The following is a 14,843-nucleotide window of genomic DNA, read 5'->3' on the forward strand; positions in this document are numbered from 1 at the left end:
TGCGGACCTCCTATTAATACATCTTCGCCGTTTCTAATTTTTCCGCTCTTGCGGCATAGGCTTTTTGAACGCTTTCAGACTCGGATACTTCAGCGACGCCCACGTTCCACCATCCATCATAGCCATCCGACATCGTTTTCGGAAGCACTTTCATATCAATCAATGTGGAAACGGACTGCTTTTTCGCATCTTCAAGCGCTGCTTTCAATTCTTCTACTGTGTTGGCTTTGTATGATTTTGCTCCGTAGGCTTCTGCCAACTTCGCATAATCAATGTTCATAATCTTGTTGTCATGTGTACGGAACTCACAGAAGTATGAACCGCTGCCATTATCCATCTGCAGGTTATTAATACATCCATAACCAGAGTTATCAAACAAGAGAATATTGATTTTTTTATCGTACTGAAGCGCTGTTACAAGCTCTGTGTGAAGCATGAGGAAGCTGCCATCTCCAACGGCTGCGTATACTTCACGGTCCGGGTGAGCGAGTTTCGCACCCAGTGCGCCGGCCACTTCATATCCCATGCAGGAATATCCATATTCCAGGTGGTAAGTGTTCGGTACATCCGAATGCCATAAGCGCTGCAGGTCGCCTGGAAGTGATCCAGCTGAACCGATAACGATGCTGTTTGGTGCGACTGCTTCATTGGCAGCGACCAAAGCGGCCGTTTGTGTGAATTCAGTGTCCAGCACATCGGCATATTCATTCAGTGTTTCCTGAGAAAATTGATCCTTGATTTCCGGCGTGAAGTTTTCACGATTAAATGTTACGTTCGCCAGACGGTCGCGTTCTGTCAGCCACTCTTCTTTCCATGCTGAAAGCAAGCCGCCATATGCTGTTTCATAGTCTCCCAAAAGAGGCGCCAGCTGCTCAAGCGCCGTTTTTGCATCCGCTACTACTTGGAATCCGTCTAATTTGTATGCCTGCAGACGGCTGACGTTAATATTCAAGAAAGAGGTTTTCTCGAAATCAAACGCTGTTTTTGATGATGTTGTAAAGTCTGTATAGCGTGTTCCCACACCGATCACGAGGTCTGTGTCACGCGCCACTTTATTGGCAGCCGACGTACCAAGAATACCAACGCCGCCCAGATTGTTTGGAAACGAAACTTCCACTGTTGATTTCCCGGCCTGTGTTTCTACGAGCGGAATATTATGTTTTTCAGAGATTTGTTTTAAAATGTCACGGGCGCCTGAATAACGGGCACCGCCGCCGACAATAATAACGGGCTTTTTGCTTGCTTTGATCCGCTCTGCCGCGCCTTGAATCTCGCGTTCTACCGCCGGCTTGCGGTCCAAATAATGAACGCGTTTTTCGAAGAAACGCTCATCATAATCAAACGCTTCCCCTTCTACATCCTGTGCGATGCAGATGGTCGCCGGGCCAGCTTTGGCCGGATCGGTCATCACTTCAAATGCACGGATCAGTGCAGACATTAACTGTTCCGGGCGTGTTACGCGGTCCCAATAGCGGGAAACCGCCATAAACGCTTCGTTTGTTGTCACGGCTGTGCTGTGTTCATGCTCTAGCTGCTGAAGCACTGGATCAGGCTGGCGTGTCGCAAATGTATCCGCCGGAAGCAGAAGAACCGGAATGTTGTTCGCAAACGCGGTTCCCGCTGCCGCGATCAAGTTTGCCGAACCCGGGCCGGCAGATGTGGTGACCGCATAAATTTTGCGGCGGAGCATTTCGCGGCTGTAGGCGATTGCCGCCTGAGCCATTCCCTGCTCATTCTTTCCTTGATAGACTTTCAAACGGCCTGCGTCCTGCTCAAGCGCCTGGCCGATTCCGACCACGTTGCCATGGCCGAAAATGTTAAAGATGCCTTCGACGAAAGGTGTTTCTTCGCCATCAACGTGAATGTACTGCTGATTTAAAAATTTAATTAACGCTTGCGCGGTTGTTAATCGAACTGTTCCCATTAGTTGCTCACCTCTTAACGAATCATTTTTTACACATGTACCGCAGCTGCGATCAACTGCTCAATTTCAGAAGCAACCGGCATCGCATCCGACGAGCTGTGCTTGCTGACTACAATCGATGCAGAAGCACTGCCATACTTCAAAGCAGTTTCAATGTCTTTCCCGCTGACAAGTGCGTAAAGGAAGGCGGATGCGTATGAATCACCTGCACCGAATGTCTTCAGCACGTTTGTTTTGTACGCCTGCGCGCGGAATACTTCTCCCGATTTTGCGTACGCGTATGACCCTTCTACTCCATGCTTGATCACAACAAGATCAGCTGAATGCTTGAATAAGTTTTGAATGGTTTCATCGTTGTCGCCGCCCTGGATGTTCTCCATTACGTCAAACTCATCACGTGTGCCGATGACGATATCCGACTGCTCAGCCACAAGTGAGTAGTAAACCGCTGTTTCTTCCGGTGACTGCCATGTGTAAGGACGGTAGTCAAGCTCAAATACAATCTTCACACCGTGTTTTTTCGCCAGGCCGACCGATTTTAAAACCGCTTCTCTAGATGGGCTTTTTGCCAGTGCTGTACCGGATACAAGCAGGATTTTCGCTTTTTGAATGTAGTCTTCGCTTACTTCAGATGGCTCAAGGTATAAATCTGCCACATCATCACGGTACATCAAAATACTGCACTCATCCGGGCTTAAAATCTCAGTAAAGGCAAGACCGGTTTTATGGCCTTCTTTATCTACTACCATATTGGATGTATCCACGCCGACTTCACGCATGTACTTTTCAATAAAACGCCCATGCTGGTCATCGGCAAGCTTGCCGATAAAGCCGACTTTTAAGCCAAGCTTCGCGCTGCCGATCGCGACGTTTGCGGGTGAGCCGCCAACGTACTTGGTAAACGTCATGGTCTCTTCCATTGGCATGTTGTATTCGTTTGCATTTAAGTCGATGCAGGCACGTCCAATTGCGATTACATCAAGTTCTTTTTCATTATTGAATGTATAGTTCATCCGTTTTCACCGCTCCTTTAATTTGGTTAACGTTTTAAAATCCACTCATGGTCTGGATCATTGTAAAATTTCCAAATACGTGTCGGGCCGGCCATCACATTTAAGTAATAAGACTCATAGCCATCCGGTACGCCGACTGGGTGGTATCCAGCTGGCACAAGCACAACGTCGCTGTTTTCAACGGTCATCGTTTCATCAATCGACCGGTCATCGGTATACACACGCTGGAACACAAAACCCTGTGGCGGATTCATTTCATGGTAGTAAGATTCTTCTAAGAATGACTCATCCGGCAGATTATCCTGGTCATGTTTGTGCGGCGGGTAGCTCGACCAGTTTCCGCTTTCTGTATAAACTTCTACGACAAGCAGGCTGTTTGCGCGCGGGTCGGAATCCGGCAGGATATTGTGAACCATCCGTTTATTGCTTAGAATGCCGCGGTTTTCAATGCCAACCTCCGAAGCTTTAATCAGTACAGTCGGCAGCTGCTCCTGGGAAGGGGAATAGCATAATGCTACCCGGGCAGCTGTTGCGCCTTCTACGTGGAAAGTTTTATCGTTGGAAACATATACGCTGTCTGTCGGCACTTTTTCAAAGACATTTTCACGTGTGCCAAGGCTGCGGAATTCTTCGCTTCCTTCGGTTACGTGAATCTTGCCTGTCAGGGCGACAATGCAGCATTCTGTTTTATTTAATGATTCAGTGTAAGTGGCGCCGGGAGCCAAATCAATGACTTTAAATCCGACATATTCGAGGGGAGAGTTTTCTTTTGTGACGTCATGAACGAGTGTGACGCCTTCTGACTGTTCTTTTTTCATTGGTTTTTGAAGCAAGCGGCTCATGTTATGTACCTCCTGATTTTTTCTTGAATGGCCTGCTGCCCGGATTGAGCCGGACAGCCAGGACAAATTCAAGATATTACTTCACGTAGCGTGCAGTGACCATTTTCTTGCGTGTAAAGAATTCAACCCCATCTTTACCGTTCGCATGAAGATCGCCATAGAATGAATTTTTGTAGCCTGAGAATGGGAAGAATGCCATTGGCGCCGGTACCCCAACGTTAATGCCCAGCATGCCTGCATGAATGGTTTCACGGAACTGGCGTACTGCTGCTGCGCTGTCTGTGTACAGGCAGGCACCATTCGCAAGTGTAGAAGCATTGGCTGTCTCAACACCTTCTGCCAGGTCTTTTACGCGAACGACTGAAAGAACTGGTGCAAAGATTTCATCCTGCCAAATCGTCATATCCTGTGTCACATTGTCGAAGATTGTTGCGCCAAGGAAGTATCCATCTCCTTTTGCCGCTTCGTCTTCACGGCCGTCACGCACAAGCGTTGCACCCTGCTCGATACCGGCTTCAATGTAGCCGATTGTACGCTGTTTCGCATTGTCGCGGATGATCGGGCCAAGGAATACGCCATCATCTAAACCGTTGCCAATTTGAATGTTGTCTGCGGCTTCTTTTAGTTTTGCGATAAACTCATCGGCAATGCTGTCTTCTACTGCTACAACGGCTGCAGCCATGCAGCGCTCACCCGCTGAACCAAAGGCGGCGGCTGTTACTTCTTTTGCTGCCAGGTCAAGATTTGCATCTGCCAGCACAATGGAGTGGTTTTTCGCTCCTGCAAGCGCCTGTACGCGTTTCAAGTTCGCTGCTCCTGTTTTATATACGTATTCTGCAACAGGCTGTGAGCCGACAAATGAGATGGCTTTCACTTCTGGGTGCTCAAGAAGGCCGTTTACCACATCATGCGCTCCGTTTACGATGTTCAGTACGCCGTCTGGAAGGCCGGCTTCTTTGAATAAATCTACTAATTTCGCTGCCAAAAGCGGAGTACGTTCAGACGGCTTTAGGACAAATGTGTTGCCGCATGCGATCGCCAGTGGGTACATCCAGCAAGGAACCATCATCGGGAAGTTAAATGGTGTGATCCCGCCGACAACGCCTACTGGATAACGATACATGCCTGATTCAATGTTTGTGGCGATGTCTGGAAGCTGGCTGCCCATCATCAGTGTCGGCGCACCGGCCGCGAATTCTACGCATTCAATCCCGCGCTGCACTTCACCCATGGCTTCTGACAAGCTTTTTCCGTTTTCAATCGTGATCAATTTTGCTAGCTCTTCCCAGTTATCAACAAGAAGCTGCTGATATTTGAAAAGAACGCGTGCACGCTTTGGAACAGCCGTCTGCGACCATGTTTTAAACGCTTCGCTTGCGGCCTGCACCGCACGGTCTACATCTTCTTTTGTAGAAAGCGGTACCTGGGCAATTTCTTCGCCTGTTGCTGGATTTACAACCGTCTCGGTCTGGCTGGACAGAGAATCTACCCATTCTCCATTTATATAGTTTTGTAACGTTTTCACTTCTGAGTTTACTGCTGACATGTTTGATTCCTCCTTGAAAAGTCGGTTTTTAAATAAACAAGAAGCTGGCCATTGGCTTAAAAGCAGTGTCTGACTGAAATCGATTTCATCATGTTTCAAAAATAAGAACGCTGTTTAAGAGACTTGCCCACTTAATAGAGCGTTTTCATTACTACCTTATTAATGATCTTAATACTCTTTACATTGCCTTATCAAGCAACATATGACTGAAATCGATTTCAGTCAATTTCACTGAAAACAGCTTATTGACGTTTTGATAGGATTATTAAGTAATTAATCCAACGATCCTCACTAAATGAAAACGCTATTTGAAATCGATTTCATTCAGTTATTTCTGAACCTTCAAAACTTTATATTGAAAGTGTACAACACTCTTTTTGATTTGTAAACACTTTCAATGTAATTTTTTTCGACAAAAAATAAAGAACCCGACAAACACTGTCAGGTCCGTATTTTCGCCCATTACTTTTTTTGAAAAACAGATAGAATGGCATAAATCAACACCATAATAAATCCTATTCCCGCTGCCAGAATAAATCCGTAAATTCCAACCATTCGGACCCAGCCAATTGTGAATGTAAAAAAGATCCAAGCATACACGATGCCTCCTAAAACTAAAGCAAGCGGCCCATTGAACGGAAATAGGCGCCTCCACTTCCAAATAAGCAAAGCGGCTAAAGCGCCTAGTATGACAAGCCCCGCTGCTTGATCCGGCCCGAAAAAAGGCAGCAGCCGTGACTGTTGAACATCTACATCTGCGTCAGCTGGGGATGGCTGCGCGAGTCCTGTAAAAGTTGAAAAAATAGACCAAGCAGCTGCAATAGCAAATAGGGCAATCATCACCCAATTGATTTTTTGATAAAAAGACTTGTTTTGCATGTTATGGCTCCTTTTTGTGCTATAAAGGCTCCAGCCATTTTAAGTTAAAAGAGATATTGCTTTTATATAAAAACGGCTGGATATGAGACAAGCTGGCTCTTACTCTTTGTAACCGCATATGATTTTCCAGCTGTTTCTTTCATTATCTCATAAAAAGTGCTATTCAAGTGTGTAAAGGGTTGAGCACCAATGATTTGAATTGGTTTTCCGGCGGCCCTTCCACCCGTTTTTCCTCAGCTCGCCGGCTAACAGCTGGTTAAAAAAGCCGTGACCAACAAGAGCAATTGAACGATGTTCAGCTGCGGCCAGCTGCTTCGCTCCTTTTTCCGCTCTTCGCTTTGCTTCTTTATATGATTCACAATGCCGGCTATATCCAGCTAACCACACTGTTCTCAGTAAAACTGTCCATACAGCAGGCGGCAGCTTTAAATGGGTAAAAGAAACAACTGGCAGCTCTACTTCACGAAACAGCGCGTCTGATTGTACTTTAACAGCTGGATTCAAATGCTTAGCCGACTCGATGGATCGAACTAAATCGCTCGTGATGAGGCATGGTACATCCTTTATAGAAGAAACCGTCTCCTTCGGGCAGCTGCTTTCCTGTACGCCAGCTTCGTTATAAGCCTGCACCCATGCTAAAAATTCCCGCCCGGTCATAGGTCTGCTTTCAGTATGGGCAGAACGGCCATGCCGGATTAATAAAATGGTTTTCATCACCTTTATTTCTCACTTTCTATTAGCAGCTTTCACTCAATGGTATAGTTTTATATAATAATTGATTTGCCTGTGAAACCAGGTATACTCTCGTCCGGCTCATTCAGTCAACAGATGCTTCCAATTATACATACTAGTATACTTACATTTTGCGTGGATGGGAGCCATCATAAGAATCTTTTATTTATTTGTTTATACAGTGAAAAAGCTATCTTTAAAAGGGGGTCTCAGTAACCTTTTTTAAAGAAAACAGCCTTTTAACCAAACTCTCCTGTTCTTCTTTTAAACACTTGTCAGTAAGAAGAGAAACAAGCCAGATGGATGTTCAGCCGGCTTGTTTGCCTAAACTTACCTGAATGCAAAAGAACATCCAAATAGATTATTTGAATGACAACAGAAAAGAGCACAGCCAAGATACTTTACTTTATAATACTTACTCTGACAGCTTTGTGCCTATCGCTTCAGCAACTTGCTTCCAATAAGCCTTAGAGTGAGGTACAAACGACTGCTTATCTGCCCGCTTTCTAACGAATTCCTTTTCTCCAGCTTCGTTTATCCCAAAACCCTCCACTTCGATAAAGTTAATCTGACCGAAGCAAAAAGACTGAAAAAGGCCAAAAGGCGCCCGAACGAGGCCTGATACTTCTTCCTGCTGAAGCGTAAAGTTCACTTCTTCTTCAATCTGATGCATATATACATGCCTAAACTCCCTGTCTAGGAACCCTTCCAGCTCAATCGACTCTTTTATGATACCAAGCGGCTGTACCTGGTGAATTGTTAAGTCGAGACCTAGTTCCTCGTTTACTTCTCGAATACCATCTTCAGCTGTTTCATCCTTCAGCAGATGTCCTGCCGCAGTAATGTCAAGCAGGCTCGGAAAATCCTTTTTCATGCTGCTTCGAATTTGAAAGTAAATATACACGGTGTTTTCTTCTTTTTTTAACAGCCAATATTGAAATGTTTCATGCCAGTATCCTTCTTTATGAATCTCTTCCCGGCTCGCCGTTCCGATTTCACGATGCTCTCCGTCAAATATTCGCAGTCGTTCACTTTCCATGTCTGTCCGTTCCTCCCTGTTTTATAAAAAGGTGGATTCATCTAACCCGTATTCATTCTAAAATCAGCCTGAATGTCTTCATCATAAGAAAGGAGCCCAAACTGTTGCAGCCGACAGAATACAGCAGACAGGCCGTTCCCACCCTCATCTGCTTCTTCCTTCGTTCTGCCCTTCATTAAATTGATTTTCATTTATGCTGGATTGGGGTATAATTGGTATGTAAAGAAACATATTAAAAAAAGACCACTGGTGCGGCAAACACCAGCGGCCTTGCGCAGAATTCCCTTCAAGGGGGATCAGCAAATGAAAGTGAAAGGTAATCCACTCCCCTGCTTGTCGGCTCAAGGGTGGATTACTTTTTTTGTGTTAATGAGATGATTGAAACAACGAGACTAGCAAAAGCAATCATCAGCATCAGCGATTGAAAAGTCGTCATAGGCAGCACCCCCCGGGCCTGCGCAGGGCAGGTAGTGCAGACATTGCCCCAGGAACCGGCGCTCTTTGTCTGCCAGCCGATTAAAAGAATGCTGTCCACCCTTGAGACGCAATTCCAACGCACTTTCATTATAGCATAGAGCTGGTAAATAAGGATAACAAAAAAGGAACATTAGTTCTTTTTTAGTAGATTTTTCTATCTTTCAAATATTTCATGCTTCCAAACCTACTTCTCTTTTTCTTCCTTCAGCTATGTTTCGCAGCCTTTACAATGTCATGTCAATTTGGTTAAAAGGGTTGAAAATCCGGTTAAGCGGCTCAAAACAAGGTACTAAAAAGATATAGATACCACTGAAGGAGGCAGCATAATGAAACGTTCATTTATTAAAGCGGCAGCACCAGCTCTTGCAGTTGGCCTTGCTTTCTCCGCTCAAGCCGCAACAGCCAGTGCTTCTGTTTCTACCCACACTGAAACGCAACCGTTAAAAACCGTCCAAAGTCAAATTGCAGTCATAGATAAAAAGCTCGAAGATATTCATGCCGATTTGGCAAGAGAACGAGTGATTTCAGAAGAAACTCGTGTCCGCTCACTCAGCCGGTTGAATTCTCTTCTTTACCAAACGAATACCGCTTCACAAAAAGTAGATGCGTTAGCCCAGCAGCTTGGCGGCGATACTCTCCAGACGGCTGATGCAGAGACAAAGCTGAATACTGCCTCTGCGCGTATTCTTGAAGTGCGTGACGCTTTATTTATTCCGGACAGAGATGACCCGGCTAACACAGAAGATGTACCCGAAGGAGTTATGGATGAAAACTAAGAGAGGTGTAAAGGAGCTCCCTTCCCTGTTGAAAGGAAAAGAGCTCTTTTTCTTTTTCTGACCGACAAATTCAGCATGCACAGCAGCGGTATACAGATATGATTTACCGCCAGACTCATTTCGTTTCCCCTACTTCATACAAGTCAATTCCCAAAAATTCATTACACGACTCATCAGAAAACAAAAAAACAACATGCGGGGCGTCCGGATGTACTGCGGAACCTGCTGCTTTTTCGTTACTCAACCGAAAAGAATGCTTGAATCCCTGCGCTATGACTTCCCGAACAAAAACATCTGCTGTTCCATTCAAATACTTTACTTTTTGAGCGGTTCTTCCTGCCAGCTCAACGCCAATTACCGGTACCTGCCAGCCAAAATGGATTATAATCTCCTGGTTTTCCATCAAATCGACTGTTGCTGCTACAGAACCGGCTTCAAAATCCGTTAAATGCATATAAGCTCTTTCCGCTTTCTTATCATAAGTAATTTGCTCTCTCACCCTTTATCCCCCTATCATTTAAGGCTGAAGGCCAAAATATTTCTCATGAACGCCGAAAAAAACAGCCTGCTGCCATGCTCTTTACTTTTTCACTTTACCCCGTCTTCGGTAAATAAAAAGCAAAAAAAGACGATTTTAGCCGTCTTTTATTTGCGGATTCCCGCTGATTCAAGCTGTTCATTGATCGATGTTTCTGCTGCCTGGACTGTATTTTGTTTTTCAATATAACGGCTATATTTATGATTCCATTTTTTTACGGCCCATACGGCCACAACAGCCGTCAGAATGGCCAAGCTTGTTAATGCCGGCCAGAATAAGGGTGAAACGATCCCGCTTTCATATGCAAGACCAATTGGAGAGAAAACGATATAAAATTCAAACATCAGTCCGATCAGTACGAAAGCCGTTGCCAGGGCATATTTCCATGGCTTCATATCAATCTTTGGATGTGGTGTGTAGCTCCATGCTTTTTTCGCCGGGTATAGCTTTCCGATTACAAGCATGATGATGAGTTCTGTTATAAATAAAATACCATACACATGAATATAATTGATTTCGAGCGAAAAACCAAAAAGGTGGTTTGTTCCCCAAATCATCATATAGTAGGTAATCACGTGGAAAACAATGACCACTTTGGCAGCAGCGGGCGGTACACGTCTGGCAAAAATGCCAATAAGAACGATCGTGATAATCGGAATGTTAAAAAAACCGGTAAAGCGGCGAATCAATTCCCATAAACCGTCTGGTGCATACATAAGCAAAGGGGATATGCAAAAACTGATAACCGCAAGCCCCGCTGTAAACCATTTGCTTAAGCTGAGAAGCTTGGCATCCGATAAATGAGGCTTCCACGGCTGAACAACATCAAGGGCAAACATCGTTGCAGCTGAATTGATCAGCGCATTAAAAGTGCTGAATACCGCACCAAGCAGTACAACTAAAAAAAGTCCCTGCAAGTACCATGGGAGAATATTGGCCGCCAGTGTCGGATATGCCAGGTCAATAGAGGCCAGCTTTCCGCCATATAAGTGAAAAGCCATAACGCCTGGAAGCATCATAAACACTGGGACAAGCAGTTTAAAAAAGCCGGTATACAGTACGCCTTTTTGTCCTTCCGCCAGGTTTCGGGCTCCAAGTGTCCGCTGAATGGCATACTGGTTCGTTCCCCAATAAAAAAGATTCGCCCAAATCATCCCCGTAAAAATGGTCGCAAAAGGAACTGAATCGGTACTTGATCCAACTGCATTTAATTTTTCGGGATGGTTTGTGGCCATCGTTTGAAAACCTTCTGCAATGCTGCCGCTTCCTAGTTGATACAGCGCCATGATTGGAATAAGCGCACAAATGACGAGCAAGCCAATGCCAATAAAAGTATCCGATACAGCGATCGCCTTCATTCCGCCAAAAATGGCAAAAAACGCGCCAATGATGCCGATCACCCACACCATCAGCCAAATGGACTGTGTATAAGAAATGCCAAATAAGCTTTCTACATCAAATAGCTTCATAACCCCTAATGCCCCTGAATATAAGGTCGATGGAATGGTAACGAAGACATAGCCGAGCATAAATAACACAACCGCAAGCCGCCGGACTCCTTCGTCATACCGATCCCGCAAAAATTGCGGAAGTGTCGTAAACGCGCCGCCTAAATAGCGGGGCAGCAGAATCAGCGCCATGATGACGATCGCCAAAACGGCGGTGACTTCCCACGCCATGTTGCTCATATTCGTCCCATACGCCTGTCCATTTAATCCGACCATTTGCTCGGCAGATAAATTTGTGAGGATCAAAGCCCCGGCAATAAAGCCGCCGCCCAAGCCGCGCCCGGCTAAAAAATACCCTTCTGTTGTGGAATTAGCCCCTTTTGTTTTTTTGTACGTCCAGATGCCGAGCAGCACAATGATGACCGCACTCGACAACAACGTAAACCAGATATTTTGACTGCCCATCCTATCGCTCCTTCCATCCCCTTTGTCTTTTTTTCATTAAAAGAAGCGATCCACTATGTATAGTCGCTGAATGCAGGGCGTATGCCCAGTAAGTATGCCATCCTCATACCCACGTTTCGATAGAATAAACCCCTTTTCCTTCCTTTTTCCATCAATCAGAAAAAAACAGCCGACTTTGAAGGAACCCTGCTGCCTAAAAGAATGCATACATCTCCAGCTCTTCTTTTTATTATTGAATGACTTTTTTTAATTCGTTCACTGACTCTTTCGACATCGTTCCATACCCTTCATTATTCAATCACATACAGCTTTTGATCGCCTCTGCCAAACGAGCCATCACCGCTTTTTGTTTGCTGCTAATGAAAATAGTAGAGTGTATTCTTTGGCGAATCCATGAAATACTTACAGAATTGTTTTCCAGCTTATGAATCTTAAAGAAGATCATTCATTCTTGTGATAAACTGATTGAAAAGGAGGCACTAGCATGATTGATCAATGTAAAAAAAAGCAAAAAGCAGAGCTGGAACGGCATACGTGAAAACATCATTTGGCCTTTCTGCCTTGCTGTCGCAAGGATTGTTTCTCGCATTCCTTCCTGTTTGGTTTATGCTTTTTTCGTATCTTCACCCTGTGGTCATTGTTGTTGTATGGGCAGCACTGACCGCGCTTGTTTTCTTACTCGTGTACGGCTTTCGCCAGGATACAATTGATCTACCGGCAAAGTTTTTAAAACGGATAATGGCCCTTTACACAGCGGCGCTGCTCATTCTGCTGTTTTTTCGGCCATCAAATCAGACTTATGAGAATATGAACCTTATACCACTTCACACGATCCGCCTTTTTTTAAGCGGAGAGGCAGATGCGTTTGTGGCCTTTTACAATATAGCCGCTAATGTCGTGCTGTTCGTACCATACGGCATGTTCTGGATGCTGACAGCGTCCCCTTCCCTTCTGCAAAAAACGCTTATACCTGTTCTGGTTATTACCTTGATCGAATTGGTGCAGTTTGTTACCCACCGGGGCAGCTTGGATATAGATGACCTGATCTTAAATGTCGCTGGCGTGTTCCTTGGATATGCGTTGTATCCGTTGGGCCGGCGTGTTTTGCGTGTGATCCACTAGTACTTCTAGAAACATAAAAATCCGGCAGACCTTCACGCAGGCCTGCCGGATTTTTATGTTTTGCTTTTACTTATTCAGCTATAGGAAGCTTATTCACATAAGTGCTGTACACGTAGCCTGTCTGGGACGGGTTATCTGACACGATCTCCGCCCACTCTCCATCCTTAATAATGGTAACCGGCATGCCGCTCGCTTTGTATGTGTACAAGATGCTTTGACTTGTGCTTGGACCTGTGCGCACGTTTAAGCCCGGCGTGTTTGTAAAACCAATCGTATAGCGGCCAAAGTCTTGTCCGCCCATTGCCTGGTCAACCGTATACATATGGCCGGCAAATTTTGCACCCCAGTAAGGATCGGATGCGTACTTCACGTTTACGCCTGTTGTTTTGTTTCCAGGCACGGAGCCATTAAACCGCCAGTGAGTCGGTGTGAAATATCCTGCTCCTAAGTAATCTTTTGCAAGCGCCGTTACACCTTCTTCTACGGTTTTAAACACAGAGCCGCCAGTAGGATCAGAGTCGTACACTTTCAAGCCGAATAAATTATTGATCGTTTGTGCTTTATCACTCATTCCGTAATCACTTTCATGAATCGCCAGTGTAACGATCATAAGTGCGTTGACGTTATATAAGCTTTCTGCTTTTTTGGCCATCGTACCGAGGCCAATCAGCTTGCTTTTCGTTGTGGCATTTGCGTATTTAGAAAGGCCCATCGCCTGTCTTTCCGCCAGCACTTTTTGAATATAGGCATCAAGCTCGGCAGCGGTGTAATTCGTTTTCGTGCGGCCGGACAGGAATTGGAAATATTGATATTCACGCCCTGCCTGCTGACCTGCTTCATTGTAAAACGAGAAACCATCCCAGCTATAATACTTTGAGCCTGCCTGCATAAATGATGGTGCCGGTCCAGCTGTATATGCGACTGTCTTGTTTGTGTCAACATTGTAAATGTGATGGACAAGCAAACCATTTGATACAGAATAATAACCGCGCCCTTTTGCTCCTTCGTACGGTACAAGGCGTGTATCTTCCGGCTTCATAAAATACTCGCTTCCGCCAAGGTATACCTTTACGTATGCATCGGTCGAAGTGATATACTGCAGCTCGGCCGAAATGCCGCTGCTTCCAATCGCAGAGGCCGTCACATACGTTTTGGCCGTTTTCAGCGTTTCATCGGCATAAAGATCAACCGTCGCTTTACCGCTTTCCGGCTTGGCAAAAACCATGCCTCCATACTCTTTCATATACACAATTTTCCCATTTTTAAGCAGAAGCTCAGCCCCGTTTTTGTCCATGGCTTGTTTGGCAGCATCAAAAGATTCATACGCAACAGCTGAAGGTGTAATCGTGCCAGCTGCATCAATCATCGCTGTTTCAAACGGCTTTACAATCGGCTCTGGCAGGTTTCCTTCAAGCATCCGGTAAATAAACGCAGCTGCCTGTCCGCGGCGCGCGTTATCCAGCGGACCAAATCGTCCATCTGTATACCCAGAAATGATACCTAAGCTGACACTTTTGCCGATTGCCACCCGATACGCCGAGCTGATATTATCAATATCTGTAAAGGATGGCTTTACATACGCGGCATCTTTCCTTAAATAGTTGAGCGCATTGCTGATCATAAGCGCCATATCCTGGCGGGTGATCGTTGCTTTTGGCGAGAAATTTCCGTCTGAACCGCCGTTAATGATGCCGGCAGCAGCCGCGGCATTTACATAAGGAGCCAGCTTAGCTGAAGCCGGGACATCTTTAAATCGCTCCGGTCCTTCCGGCAGCTGCAAGGCCCGGGCTAAAAACGTTGCGAATTCTTCCCGTGTGACGCTGTTGTCCGGCTTATATGAGCCATCTTCATAGCCGCTCATAATACCGGCTTCAATCACTGCACTCAGTTCTCTGCCAAGCGAATCGCCGGCCGCCTCTGCGTTGTTTTCGGATAAAGGCACAAGCGGAAACAATAAGCTGGCCGCCAGCACATATGAACCTATTTTTTTCATTCTCTCCAAAACTCCCCTCACTGCTTATCTTGTATGTACGTTTACAGCT

The 14,843-nt window shown here is 45.5% G+C and carries 13 protein-coding genes; 2 read left to right on the forward strand and 11 right to left on the reverse strand.

Translation table 11 applies throughout. The annotated features are described in order from the left end of the window. Nucleotides 1-13: 13 nt before the first annotated feature. The 8 genes from iolD to M3221_RS26755 form a co-directional block, all read right to left on the reverse strand. Nucleotides 14-1,924: a 3D-(3,5/4)-trihydroxycyclohexane-1,2-dione acylhydrolase (decyclizing) gene (gene iolD, locus M3221_RS01915; protein ID WP_251269850.1), complete on the reverse strand. Its 1,911-nt coding sequence runs from the start codon at nt 1,922-1,924 to the stop codon at nt 14-16. 29 nt (nt 1,925-1,953) lie between these two features. Further along, on the reverse strand, nt 1,954-2,937 hold the full coding sequence (iolC, locus tag M3221_RS01920) for a 5-dehydro-2-deoxygluconokinase (protein ID WP_251269851.1): 984 nt from the start codon (nt 2,935-2,937) through the stop codon (nt 1,954-1,956). Between the two features lie 26 nt (nt 2,938-2,963). After that, nucleotides 2,964-3,779, reverse strand: a complete 816-nt coding sequence (iolB, locus tag M3221_RS01925; RefSeq protein WP_251269852.1) for a 5-deoxy-glucuronate isomerase — start codon at nt 3,777-3,779, stop codon at nt 2,964-2,966. Between the two features lie 76 nt (nt 3,780-3,855). After that, entirely contained in the window at nt 3,856-5,325 is a 1,470-nt protein-coding gene (locus M3221_RS01930) for a CoA-acylating methylmalonate-semialdehyde dehydrogenase (RefSeq protein WP_251269854.1), read from the reverse strand. A gap of 462 nt (nt 5,326-5,787) precedes the next feature. Next, complete coding sequence (locus tag M3221_RS01935; protein ID WP_251269855.1) at nt 5,788-6,204, reverse strand: hypothetical protein; 417 nt, start codon at nt 6,202-6,204, stop codon at nt 5,788-5,790. A gap of 159 nt (nt 6,205-6,363) precedes the next feature. After that, nucleotides 6,364-6,918, reverse strand: coding sequence for a histidine phosphatase family protein (locus M3221_RS01940; RefSeq protein ID WP_251269856.1), 555 nt, complete (start codon nt 6,916-6,918; stop codon nt 6,364-6,366). Nucleotides 6,919-7,351: 433 nt separating this feature from the next. Then, nucleotides 7,352-7,975 (reverse strand): NUDIX hydrolase, encoded by a 624-nt coding sequence (locus M3221_RS01945; RefSeq protein ID WP_251269857.1) that lies wholly within the window; start codon nt 7,973-7,975, stop codon nt 7,352-7,354. A gap of 352 nt (nt 7,976-8,327) precedes the next feature. Beyond that, nucleotides 8,328-8,540, reverse strand: a complete 213-nt coding sequence (locus tag M3221_RS26755) for a putative holin-like toxin (RefSeq protein ID WP_396120226.1) — start codon at nt 8,538-8,540, stop codon at nt 8,328-8,330. A 238-nt stretch (nt 8,541-8,778) separates the two neighbouring features. On the opposite strand from M3221_RS26755, the gene M3221_RS01950 reads away from it, so the two are divergent. Beyond that, nucleotides 8,779-9,228 carry a hypothetical protein gene (locus tag M3221_RS01950; protein ID WP_251269858.1) on the forward strand — a complete coding sequence of 150 codons (450 nt, stop codon included), beginning with the start codon at nt 8,779-8,781 and terminating at the stop codon, nt 9,226-9,228. 115 nt (nt 9,229-9,343) lie between these two features. Here M3221_RS01950 and M3221_RS01955 read toward each other — a convergent pair whose 3' ends face one another. Continuing rightward, entirely contained in the window at nt 9,344-9,727 is a 384-nt protein-coding gene (locus M3221_RS01955) for a hypothetical protein (protein WP_251269859.1), read from the reverse strand. A 146-nt stretch (nt 9,728-9,873) separates the two neighbouring features. Next, the gene (locus M3221_RS01960; protein WP_251269860.1) at nt 9,874-11,679 is read right to left on the reverse strand and encodes a solute:sodium symporter family transporter; all 1,806 of its coding nucleotides are present in this window, start codon (nt 11,677-11,679) and stop codon (nt 9,874-9,876) included. A 534-nt stretch (nt 11,680-12,213) separates the two neighbouring features. Here M3221_RS01960 and M3221_RS01965 point away from each other — a divergent pair. After that, the gene (locus M3221_RS01965) at nt 12,214-12,801 is read left to right on the forward strand and encodes a VanZ family protein (RefSeq protein WP_251269861.1); all 588 of its coding nucleotides are present in this window, start codon (nt 12,214-12,216) and stop codon (nt 12,799-12,801) included. A gap of 70 nt (nt 12,802-12,871) precedes the next feature. Here M3221_RS01965 and M3221_RS01970 read toward each other — a convergent pair whose 3' ends face one another. After that, nucleotides 12,872-14,794, reverse strand: a complete 1,923-nt coding sequence (locus tag M3221_RS01970) for an S-layer homology domain-containing protein (RefSeq protein WP_251269862.1) — start codon at nt 14,792-14,794, stop codon at nt 12,872-12,874. Between the last annotated feature and the right edge of the window lie 49 nt (nt 14,795-14,843).

The sequence above is a fragment of the Domibacillus indicus genome, assembly GCF_023715895.1.
Classification (GTDB): Bacteria; Bacillota; Bacilli; order Bacillales; family Domibacillaceae; genus Domibacillus; species Domibacillus indicus_A.